We start from the raw sequence: 11024 nt of genomic DNA on the forward strand, positions 1-11024 counted from the left end.
TTGACGCGTAAGTGCGGGCTTGTCCATGCCTGCCGCTCGCGCCTATCAGGACAGCGAGGGGAAGGCAGGAGAGCCAATCATGTGCGAAGAAAACAAGCTGGCCGAATGGGCCCGAACCACCATCAGCCGCCGCCAATTTGGCGCCTTGACTGGAGCAGCGGCATTGGCCGCCTGCGCCTCGGGTGAAGGCGAAGGCATCGCACAAGGAGCAGCATCGGTCCTTAAAGAACGCGCGGTGAGCTTTGCAACAGCCGACGGAACGCTTGACGGGTTCTTCGTGCAGCCGGAAAATGGCACGCACCCTGCCGTTATTCTGTGGCCCGATATTGCCGGCATCCGCGAAGCCAAGCGCAACATCGCACGCAAACTGGCGGGCGCTGGCTATGCCGTGCTGGTGGTGAACCCCTATTACCGCGACATCACCGGCGAACAATTTGCCGATTTCGCCTCTTTTGTGTCCGATGAAGGCTTCCAAAAGGTGGGCCCATGGCGCGGCAAGTTGACTGCCGAAGCAATCATGCGCGATGCTACCGCTATCGTCGACTGGCTTGATCGGCAGGAAGGGGTCGACCAAGCGCATGGGATCGGCACGCAGGGTTACTGCATGGGCGGCCCGTTCACGATCTGGAGCGCAGCCGCTGTGCCGGGACGGATCAAGGCCGCAGCCAGTTTCCACGGTGGTGGCTTAGTGCGCCCAGACAGTCCAATGAGCCCGCACTTGGTGCTCGGCAAGGTCGACGCCAGCCTGCTGATTGCGGTGGCGCAGGACGACGATGCAAAAGCTCCGACCGACAAGACCGTATTCGCCGAAGCGGCCAAGACGGCAGGTGTCCCCGCCACCGTAACGGTCTTCCCGGGCAACCACGGCTGGATGGTAGCCGACAGCCCAGCCTACGATGCAACCGCAGCTGCGCGGGGTGAGGCGGATTTGAAGGCGCTTTACGCAGCCGCGCTGGCGTAGAATTCGGTCCGGGCTTCAGTTCGTCTTGTGCACCTTCGCTCGTTCATGGGCGGCACCAAACCGGCCGTGCTTGCGATAGCGCAGCATCCACTTATCGAGGAAAAGGCCGAGCGGCTTGGGCTCGATCCCCAGCTCGGCAAAGCCGAGGGCGCCCGGCGCAACCGTGCTGCCGGGCTTGAGCAGCGTCCATTGGTCACGGCTCATCGGTGTGCCGGGCAGCGCGGCGAAGGTCGCGCTGATTCCGTCAGGTACAGCGAGGAAAGTACGCCTGCGCCTTTGGGCTGCGGCGATCCGCTCGTGGATTTGCATCATGCTGAGCTGTTCTGGCCCGCCCAGTTCATAAGTTCGGCCACCATGCAGTTCGGGGTGCTCCAGCGCGACTGCGACCGCCTCGGCCACGTCATCGGCATAAACGAGTTGCAACTTCGCCTCTGGCCCGAAGACAGGCAGGACGGGCAACATCTCGATCATCCCGCCAAACAGGTTGAGGAAATTGTCGTCCTTGCCGAACACGATTGAGGGGCGCAACACTGTTGCCTTGGGAAACGCGGCCAGAACGCGCTCCTCCCCCAGCGCCTTGCCGCGCGCATAGGGCGTGGGTGAGCTTGCATCCGCGCCAATTGCGCTGATCTGGACGAAAGCCTTGACCCCATTTGCAGCAGCCAGCCGCGCAATTGTGCCCGGGGCCTCGCCCATCAGCTTGACCAGATCGCCGTCGAACGCGCCGACCAGGTTCACCACATAATGCGCGCCTTCCATTGCCGCCGCAACGTGCGCCTCACGGGTGATGTCGCAAGGCATCAGCTGCAATTGGCCCAGATTGGCGAGCGGCTTGAGATCCTGCGCTTTGCCAGGCGAGCGGCTGGCCAGCCGCAAACGCGCCCCGCGCGCGAGCAGGCTTTGCGCAACATAATTACCGATATAACCGGTGCCGCCAAAAATCGTAACCAGTTGGCCGGAAAGCGGAGAGGAAGTGGGCATGACGTGGGTGCTCTTGATCATTGGGAAAATCTGAGATGGCTTTGCTTTAACGCGGGCGGGGAGGCAAGGGTTCCAGCTGGCGAAGCGCCGGCACAGGACCGAAGGGAAGCGATCGCTTTCGCCTGGACCGACCTTGCCTGGCGCCTCGACCCTGCCAAGTCCGCGCAGATCGTTGACGGAGTTATCCAGACCACAAGCTGCGGCACCCCTTTGGCCAAAAATCTCAAACGCCCCATCGCTTCCACCTCGCTGTCTCAGGTTTGCCCAAAGCGCAGGTGCACAAGCGGCAATCTTTGCATTGACAGCCCCTTATCACCCGCCTAATCGCCCTCGCCTACCCAACCTTCGGCCGTCATGGTCGGGGGTCCCGTGCCCAGATGGCGGAATTGGTAGACGCACCAGCTTCAGGTGCTGGCGCTCGCAAGGGCGTGGAGGTTCGAGTCCTCTTCTGGGCACCATTTGTTCTTCTCTTGTTCTCCCAGATAATCTATAAAACCCGCAGAAACCCTAGGGATTTGGCCCTTTGGTAGTTCCGGATCGTCCCGTTTGTTCTCGGGGGTTCCAGACATTTTTGCGGGCCTTTTGCGGGCCTTTGCGAAAACCACATTTGGAAAAGGCCCGCAAATGCCTCTGACCGAAACGCGGCTCCGCGCTCTCAAGACGAAAGACAAACCTTACAAGGTCGCTGACCAGCGAGGCCTTTATATCGAGGTTACCCCAGCCGGTGGGAAGCACTGGCGATTTCGATACCGGCTCGGCAAGCTCGAGAAGAAGCTCGTAATCGGGAGCTATCCCGAGGTCAGCCTGAAAGAGGCGCGCGACGCGACCTACGAAGCAAGGCAGACCGTTGCGTCAGGCGGGGATCCGGCCTTCGACAAGCGGAAGAAAAAGATCCGCGAGGAGTTCCTGTCTGCCCAGACCTTCGAAGCCGTTGCCCGCGAATACATCGAACAGATGATGGTGCAGAATGGCCGTGCCGAAGGAACGATCATCAAGGCAAATTACTTCCTCGATCAGCTTGCGCCGGCCATCGGCAACCGGCCAATTCATGAGATTGAGCCGTTTGAGGTTCTGGCTCCGCTTAAGCGTCTGGAGGCCAGCGGGAAGCATGAGACTGCAAAGAAGTCTCGTTCCTTTGCAGGCAGGGTCTTTCGTTATGGCGTCGCCACGACCCGGTGCAAATCCGATCCGACGAGCATGCTCAAAGGTGCTCTGATCACGCCTCGGGCTACGCATTACGCAGCGATCCTTGAGCCCAAGGAGCTTGGTGGGCTTTTACGTTCGATAGATGACTACACCGGCCATCTGATCACAAGGTTCGCGTTGCAGATCGCGCCTCATGTCTTTGTTCGCCCGGGCGAACTGCGGCATGCCGAATGGCGCGAGATCGATCTGGTGGACAGGGTCTGGAAGATTCCCGCGGGCAAGATGAAAGCGCGCCGGACGCATGCGGTTCCGCTTTCGACGCAGGTCGTCGGATACCTAACCGACCTCGCTGAATTGCTGGGCCAAGATGGCTACGTGTTCCCCTCTGCGCGCACATCGCAGCGCCCGATGAGCGAGAATTCTCTGAACGCAGCATTCCGCAGGATGGATTACTCGAAGGAGGAAGTTACTGCGCACGGCTTGAGGGCGACCGCATCGACATTTCTGAACGAGTCCGGGCTCTGGAATCCTGACGCGATCGAGCGCGCATTAGCGCATGGCGATAGCAATGTCGTGCGCGGCATCTACCACCGGGGCAAGCACTGGGACGAGCGAGTGCGCATGGCCCAGTGGTGGAGCGACTACCTCGACGAACTCCGGTCAGGAGGAAAAGTCATAAAGGCCAAATTTGCAAAAGGCTGAGCGAATGGATTGCATTGCTAGTCAGCCAAAACAGGATTGGAGGCTCAGGAGCAGCCCTAGCAGCGAGACTGACGCGAGCAAACCGAACTCAATCCTTACGCCCAGATCTGCAAGCCATTTGCGCATCGCTAAAAGGCCTCAGTTTGTGGCGTTCTGGCATTTGAGCTGATCGAAACGGTCCGCGATTGTTTTCCAGGTTTCTACGCCTGCCGCATCGCCCTCGTTTGCCAATCGTTTGACTTGCTCTGCCATGTAAGCAGGCCCTGCTGCGCCGTGGTTCTTTTCAACCCACAGCGCCACAGCCCAAAGTTCTTGGTCGCGGTTCAGCACCAAGGCGCGCGTCTTCCAGTCCAGGTCCGCGCTAGTCCTTCGCTGACCAGCTGATCGCCGAGTGACCGACCATCGCGGATCACGACCCGCAGTTTGCGCCCGTACTGGTCTTCATCCCGGTTTCCGATGGTCCTGAGCTCGAAGGGCCCAACATTGAGCAAATCGACCAATCGATATGTCGCTCGCATTCCAAGCTCATATTCGTAGTCGCATCTGGGCTGGCCAATTTCCGGAGTGTCGATGTCAGCAATACGAATCTTGATCCCATCAAGCCAAAAAGTATCGCCATCCACGACACATGTCCGCCGGACCGTGTCGCAGATAGCAAATTGTGGGGAGCTTGCTTGTTGAAATAACGGCTGGGGCTGCTGCTCGACGTCTGCACCGCTCGCGTTCCCGCCTGGCCAGTTCAGCGCCAGCATCCCTGCAGCAACTACTATTGAGAATGCCCCAAAGCCCAACATAATCTCCTTCCGCAACTTGCGGCTCTTTTTTGTTTTCAACGCTTGGCGAAAGTCGAACGGATCACCGGGTGCTTCACTCACTGGGGCTGTCCGATGTCACTGTGCAATTGCCCTCAGATAATAGCCAGAAATCAGGCCATCTCGTCAATTGTATGTGCCAATTGCGCGCCATCTTGCCAACACTGTTCTGACGTATTGCGGTGTTTCACCGTTTTTCGGAATACCCTGTGATCGGGACACAGCACCCGGACCGGCATTATAAGCGGCCAAAGCCAGGTGGACCGCTTCGAAGCGTTTCAACATATCGCGCAGGTAGCGCGCACCACCGTCGATCGAAGCGATAGGATCATGTCTGTTCCGAACACCCAGTTCCCGCGCAGTGCCAGGCATAAGTTGGGCAAGTCCGGCCGCACCCGCCGGACTGACAGCCATTGGATTGAACCGTGACTCGGCCCAAATCAGAGCGCGCAGCAGGTTGCTTGGCAAACCGTATTGGCGTTCAGCCTCGGCGATCGCTGCCATGTACAAACCTTCCCGGTAGGAAACATCTGCTCGATTACTTTTATAGATTGCTGGGAGGTGCTGTCTGACGGACACTTCCTCGGCCTTCGGTTGCATGATGGCGTGTTCGAAGAGGCTGAACTGCTGAGCACTGGCTGGGTGAAACGAAGTCGCGATCAAGCCCGCAATGGCGATCGTTAATCTCGTCAAACGTTTGGGGGCTGTCATCTCGTTCATTGCTCCATTGCTTCGAATCGAAATGGAACATACATAGAACATGTGCCTGTAGGAAAGCGACAGATGCTAGCCTACCGGAGAGGAGAGGAGGCGTGTTGAGGGGGCCACTTCGCAAGCTGAGGAGCTCGCATGTCCCTGTATGTCCAAACTCATCCCACTTCGTCCCTTGCCGAGACTGCTCGCCGCCTTTGCGAATCACGCGGCGGAAAATGGTCGGGAACAAAGGGGATGGCCTGCTGCCCCGCCCACGAAGACCGCACACCTTCGCTCGGCGTGACTCTCGGCCGAAAGGCTATTCTCTTCCATTGTTTTGCGGGTTGCGATCAGCAGGCTGTGCTTTCCGCTCTGGCACGTGAAGGTTTCGGCGCGGCAATATTATTTTCAGGCTCGAAGAATACCGATCATTCCGAGCCAAACAGGTCTCGCAAGCCGTCAGCAGCAGCGCTGAGAATCTGGCGCGAAGCCGATCCGTTGCGTGCCAGTCCAGCAAAGGCCTATCTCGAAAGTCGCGGGCTTTTGGCTGCGTCCCCGGCGCTTCGCTTCCATCCTCGAACACCGCTTGGGCCCAAGGGTCGCACGCGTTTCCTTCCAGCCATGATTGCTGCAGTCAGTCTCGATGAGGCGCCAATTGCCATCCACCGCACGTTCCTGTCGCAGCAGTACTCTGCGAAAGCTGCCTTCGACAAACCGAAACGCGCGCTGGGTTCTCTCGGCGAAGCGGCTGTCCGCCTCTTTCCACCGGCTGCTGGCAGGCTTGGACTTGCCGAGGGGATAGAAAGCGCGATGTCAGCTTATGCTCTTACCGGCATTCCGTGCTGGGCTACACTGGGCAACGAGCGGTTTGGTCTCGTGACCATTCCTGAGAGCGTGACCGAGCTTCATCTGTTTGTGGACAATGACGCTGGCGGCGAGCTCGCTGCGACACGTGGCTTCGCGGCCTATGTCCGGGATTGTCGGACGATCCAGGTCCGCAAACCTCGCTCAAGCGATACCGATTGGAACGACGAACTGAGGGCATGGCTGCGCCGCAAGACGGCGCATTGAGAGGAGAGAGGGCTTTTTGAATTTCTGATCCGGCAGAGGGCACATGTCCCGATGCCTCAATCAGGAGGACAATTTGCCATGTTTCACTCAGACCTATTTCCCGACAGCCAACAGCTGCATTCAATTCCGCTGGCCTATGCCGTCGGCGTGAAAATTGCCGAACATCTCGCATCTGGCCGTCATCTCACGCGTGCCGATATCTCGTCCCTGTTCTCAGAAAAGACCGGAGTGCAGGACTGGGGAAGCGCATGGACGATTGATGACTACAACAACGCCGCCGAGATCGGAGCTCTGCTTTGGCTGCGCGATCATTCGCGGATTGATCTGACGACGGGCATGCGCGAAGCCGAAGCGCGCTTCGACTGGCTCGATGCGGCACTGCCGCCCCGGCATGTTCGAAGCGTGGATCAGGTCGAGCTCCAGCAGTTTTCAACTCCGCCGATGCTGGCCTGGCTGATGGCCAAGGCCGCCGTCATTTCTCCGCAAGACTCCGTGCTCGAGCCATCTTCCGGCAATGGTGCAATTGCGATTTGGACGCATGCTCATCAGGCATCTTTGCAGCTCAACGAGATCGATTTCGCCAGACGGAACAATTTGAGGCATATCTTTCCAGTAGCTCAAATAACCGCACACGATGGCGAGCTGATCGCAGACTTGCATCGCGGTCCGGTCCCCTCCGTAGTTTTGATGAACCCTCCCTTTGCTCGCAGCCAGGAGCGCGGCAAGGACGGCGCAACCGCCCACCGCCATCTGCGCAGCGCGCTCCGGACTTGCGCTACCGGCGGCAGGATCATCGCGATCATGCCCGACAGCTTCGACGCATCGCGCTTTCACGATGCAGAAAGCGATACCTCGCTCTGTCTCGATGTCCGCTTGCAGCAGATGTTTTCCCGAACGGGCACCGGCATTGCGGTCCGCCTGGTCGTGTTCGACAAGATTCCGGGCGCTGCGGTTCCGGAGATCACAGGTGATACCTCTTACCTTGTCGAACTCGATGACCTTCTCACACTTCTACCGCCTCGCGCACCGATTTCCGCAAGAGTCCATCATCCGGGGATGCGCAGCGCGTTGCGCCCCCAAGTCAAAGAGCCAAAGCGTCACTCAGCGATCAGGCCGTCGGCGCCGTTTGCTACGCAGCCACGTTCCGCGACCGACGTGGCCGAACTGGCCTATACCGCGCTCACCGAACCCGCGCCGGTGCCCGAGCAAACAGGCATCTATCTCCCCTATCGCCCCAGCCGCATTGCGTTTGCCAATGCTCCGGCGCATCCGACACCCCTCGTTGAATCGGTCGCTATGGGATCGGTCACGGCCCCGATTCCCGAAGCGTGTCCACTTCTTCCTGCAAACTGGCAGGCAGACTGCCTGCTGTCCGAAGCGCAATGCGAGACACTCATCTATGCTGCGCAAGCGTTTGCGCGCGACCTGCCTGGTCAATTCCGGCCGAGCCAGGAAGGCACGATGCTTGAGCTCACCGAGGACGGCAGCTCCTACCGCCAGGGCTTTTTCCTCGGCGATGGGACCGGAGCGGGCAAGGGACGGCAGATCGCCGCAGTTATCATGGACCGATGGCTCTCGGGCGAGCGCCGCCATATATGGATCACCAAGAACGAAGCATTGCTCGAGGACGCTCGCCGCGACTGGGAGGCGCTTGGCGGGATGGCGCTCGACATCCAGCCGCTCTCGCGCTGGAAAATCGGACAGCCCGTTACGATGCCTGAGGGTATTCTCTTCGTAACTTACCCGACGCTGCGGTCAGGACGCGCCGAAGATACCCGGCTTGATCAAATCCTCGCCTGGGCGGCTGCGGAATTTGATGGTGTGATTGCTTTTGACGAGGCGCATGCCATGGCCAACGCGCTCGGCTCATCGGGCACGCGCGGTAAGCTCAAGGGCTCAGAACAGGGTATGGCGGGCCTCCGGCTACAGAACAATTTGCCGCGCGCCCGCGTCCTTTATGCATCTGCTACGGGAGCGTCGAATATCGCCAATCTTGGCTACACCGCCAGACTTGGCTTGTGGGGCCCGGAAACCGCATTCCCGACGCACGAAGCCTTCATGAGCGACATCCGGGCCGGCGGGGTCGCAGCCATGGAACTCGTCGCCCGTGACCTCAAGGCACAGGGTCTCTACCTTGCTCGCGCTTTGTCCTTCGCCGGGGTCGAGTATGATATTCTCGAACGCCGGCTGAGTGATGCGCAGGTGCAGATTTACGATGCCTATGCGGAAGCCTGGGCGATCATCCATCGCAATCTAGAGGCAGCGCTTGAAGCGACCCGGGTGGTCGACGAGGACAGCGGCGATACGCTGAACCGAAACGCAAAATCTGCTGCACTTTCGATATTTGAAGGCACCAAGCAGCGCTTCTTTGCGCAGCTCCTGCTTTCGATGAAACTGCCGAGCCTTATCCCGGCCATGGAAGAGGCGCTTAGCGAGGAGAATTCGGTGGTCGTGCAGCTTGTTTCAACGTCAGAGGCCATGCTTGACCGGCGTCTCGCCGACCTTTCTGACGACGAACGCGAAGCGCTCGATATCGACTTGTCCCCGCGTGAATATGTCATTGACTATCTCGCCAAGAGCTTTCCCGTACGCCTGATGCAGGTCTTCACCGACGAGGACGGCAATCAGCGGTCAGAAACGATGAGCGATGACGAGGGCAGCGTAAGCTCGGGGAAGCCAAGCAGGCGGGTCGCCGCAATCGCGAAGAACAGGATGATCGCCACCTGCGCGATGCGGGCGATAATGTCCGAAGCCGAGGTGCCGTCGGGCAGGATCTCGGCCGCCGCGAGCGAGCGATCGACGCCCAGTCCGCCAAGAATCTCCTTGAGGATCTGCACAACGAAACGGCTGATGACGTAGCCGATGCCAAGCAAGATCGCGGCTCCGATGATGCGCGGAATGGCATCGAAGATCAGCTGCAGCATGCTACTGGCCGGAGTTGAAATCGTATCGATATTGAGGGCTTCGAGCGCTGCGATCGCGACCGGGATGATGATCAGCACATAGGCGATCGTCCCGATAGTGTTGCTGATGGTGGAATTGCCGGTGACGGTGTCGACACCGCCACGATTGGCCCATTTGTCGAAATTGACCGTCTGGAGCGCGGTGACGACGAGATCGCGCACGATCTTAGCGACCATCAGGCCAATGAAGAAGATCAGCCCCGCTCCGATCAAATTGGGGATGAATGACACGACGTTTTTAAGCAGCGAGTCGATCGGCCCGGCAACCGCGCCAAGGTCGAACACTTGCAGCACGGCGAGCAGGCCGAGAAGCCAGATCAGCAAGCTGACGATCTTGCCGAGCGATTCACCCAGCGAGCTGCCGCTGCCGGTGCCCCTCTGGAAAAAGCGGACGTTGTCGACCAGCTTGGCAAAGGCCCATTTGGCGGCCCGCGCGAGCAGCCAGGTGACGACGACGATCAGGACGGCTAGTCCGATCTTCTGGACTAGCTCCATCGCCAGATCCTCGTTGAAGCGGTAATTCCCCATTCGCATGATAAGTAAATCCCCATGTTTCTTGAATTAACCTCGGCCTACCAGATCAGGAGGCTGCCGTAAAATCGATGCTGTCGGTGACGTGACCCCCTGATTTTCGTCCAGTCTCGATTAGGGTCCGGTCCTGACAGAAGGAAGGACGAGATGAAGAGAACGAGGTTTACCGAAGAGCAGATCATCGGCGTGGTGAAGGAGGCCGAGGCGGGAGCGAAGACCGCTGACCTTGGACCCTCGATAGCGCGCCCGTCCAACGGACGAGGCGGTAAAGCTAGTTGATGCACGTGATATTGTGAGCCGCTGCAACCCTCTACGCCAACAAATGGAGCGGTGCTCGCCAGCGTGGCGGAGACATTATTCCGTGGGGTTTTCCAACAACCGCTGCGCGCATGAATAAATGGCAGTCTTTAGGACGCGGTTGGATCACGGTGATGGCAGGGAAGAAGGCGCAAGGCGGAACTGGCTCGGCCGGATCGCTGGGCGGACGAACAAATTTGGCGTCGAATAGGACCGAAGGGGCCATTCCTGCATATGTTTCTCAATTACGATCAGCGGCTTGATTGATTTGAATTTGAAAAGCTCGAAACTAAACGGTCCGCCCAGCGTTTCCATAGCAGTAAGCCGCCGTGAGCTTGCATTGACCAAAAGAGGAGACGCACTGTGTCTGCACCGAAAAATCTGGAAGATTGTTACAAGGAAGAACTGGCCGACAACTGGTCCGCGAATGATCAAATGTTAAAGATGGTCGGCCAATTGGCCGACAAAGCGAGCGATCCCAAGCTCAAGGAACGGCTGAATAAGTCTGCCGAGGGCATTAAGGGCCATACCGCTACCTTGCAGGAGCTGCTCAAAGATTGCGGCGAGAGCGAGAAGGAACATTGTAAGGGCATGGAAGGCCTCGTCAAAGAAGCGAAAAAACATGTGATCGAAGCGAATATTGAGGATGACGATGTGCGCGACGTGATTATTGTCTCGCAATATCAGCGCATGTGTCATTACGGTATTTGCGGCTTCGGCACTGCCAAGGCGTTTGCTGAAGCCCTCGGAAAGGATGACCATGCCGCCAAGCTCGATGCCATTACGGCCGATATCTATGGCGCGGACGAAAACATGACCGATCTGGCGGAACGATCGGTCAACTTGCAAGCCAAGAGCTGACATAAC

General features: G+C 58.8%; 9 protein-coding genes, 1 tRNA gene and 2 pseudogenes. 7 read left to right on the forward strand and 5 right to left on the reverse strand.

Going from position 1 to position 11024, the window contains the following annotated elements; genetic code table 11:
* Positions 1 to 25 precede the first annotated feature (25 nt).
* A complete protein-coding gene (locus tag ACRANW_RS00425; RefSeq protein ID WP_479432626.1) occupies positions 26 to 961 on the forward strand; it encodes a dienelactone hydrolase family protein in 936 nt (311 codons plus the stop codon).
* Between the two features lie 15 nt (positions 962 to 976).
* Here the strand turns inward: ACRANW_RS00425 and ACRANW_RS00430 are convergent, their stop codons facing one another.
* A complete protein-coding gene (locus tag ACRANW_RS00430) occupies positions 977 to 1942 on the reverse strand; it encodes a complex I NDUFA9 subunit family protein (protein WP_479432627.1) in 966 nt (321 codons plus the stop codon).
* Between the two features lie 371 nt (positions 1943 to 2313).
* On the opposite strand from ACRANW_RS00430, the gene ACRANW_RS00435 reads away from it, so the two are divergent.
* Positions 2314 to 2400, forward strand: a tRNA-Leu gene (locus ACRANW_RS00435).
* A 166-nt stretch (positions 2401 to 2566) separates the two neighbouring features.
* Entirely contained in the window at positions 2567 to 3790 is a 1224-nt protein-coding gene (locus ACRANW_RS00440; RefSeq protein WP_479432628.1) for a tyrosine-type recombinase/integrase, read from the forward strand.
* Positions 3791 to 3928: 138 nt separating this feature from the next.
* On the opposite strand, the gene ACRANW_RS00445 is transcribed toward ACRANW_RS00440, so the two are convergent.
* The 3 genes from ACRANW_RS00445 to ACRANW_RS00455 form a co-directional block, all read right to left on the reverse strand.
* The gene (locus tag ACRANW_RS00445) at positions 3929 to 4120 is read right to left on the reverse strand and encodes a DUF6961 family protein (RefSeq protein WP_332872437.1); all 192 of its coding nucleotides are present in this window, start codon (positions 4118 to 4120) and stop codon (positions 3929 to 3931) included.
* The gene (locus tag ACRANW_RS00450; RefSeq protein ID WP_479432629.1) at positions 4114 to 4665 is read right to left on the reverse strand and encodes a thermonuclease family protein; all 552 of its coding nucleotides are present in this window, start codon (positions 4663 to 4665) and stop codon (positions 4114 to 4116) included. The genes ACRANW_RS00445 and ACRANW_RS00450 overlap by 7 nt, the downstream gene beginning before the upstream one ends.
* Positions 4666 to 4728: 63 nt before the next feature.
* Entirely contained in the window at positions 4729 to 5313 is a 585-nt protein-coding gene (locus tag ACRANW_RS00455; protein ID WP_479433970.1) for a lytic transglycosylase domain-containing protein, read from the reverse strand.
* 138 nt (positions 5314 to 5451) lie between these two features.
* Here ACRANW_RS00455 and ACRANW_RS00460 point away from each other — a divergent pair, with 138 nt between their 5' ends.
* Both ACRANW_RS00460 and ACRANW_RS00465 read left to right on the forward strand, forming a co-directional pair.
* Positions 5452 to 6366, forward strand: a complete 915-nt coding sequence (locus ACRANW_RS00460) for a DUF7146 domain-containing protein (RefSeq protein ID WP_479432630.1) — start codon at positions 5452 to 5454, stop codon at positions 6364 to 6366.
* Positions 6367 to 7530: 1164 nt separating this feature from the next.
* A pseudogene (locus ACRANW_RS00465) lies at positions 7531 to 9027 on the forward strand (strawberry notch family protein); the annotation flags it as partial.
* On the opposite strand, the gene ACRANW_RS00470 reads toward ACRANW_RS00465, so the two are convergent.
* On the reverse strand, positions 8991 to 9863 hold the full coding sequence (locus ACRANW_RS00470) for a mechanosensitive ion channel (RefSeq protein WP_479432631.1): 873 nt from the start codon (positions 9861 to 9863) through the stop codon (positions 8991 to 8993). The pseudogene ACRANW_RS00465 and the gene ACRANW_RS00470 overlap by 37 nt on opposite strands.
* Before the next feature lie 144 nt (positions 9864 to 10007).
* On the opposite strand from ACRANW_RS00470, the pseudogene ACRANW_RS00475 reads away from it, so the two are divergent.
* Positions 10008 to 10088 (forward strand): annotated as a pseudogene (locus ACRANW_RS00475) (transposase); the annotation flags it as partial.
* 432 nt (positions 10089 to 10520) lie between these two features.
* Positions 10521 to 11018 carry a YciE/YciF ferroxidase family protein gene (locus ACRANW_RS00480; RefSeq protein ID WP_479432632.1) on the forward strand — a complete coding sequence of 166 codons (498 nt, stop codon included), beginning with the start codon at positions 10521 to 10523 and terminating at the stop codon, positions 11016 to 11018.
* Positions 11019 to 11024 lie beyond the last annotated feature (6 nt).

This window comes from Erythrobacter sp. 'gip.4 top 5' (genome assembly GCF_056495765.1).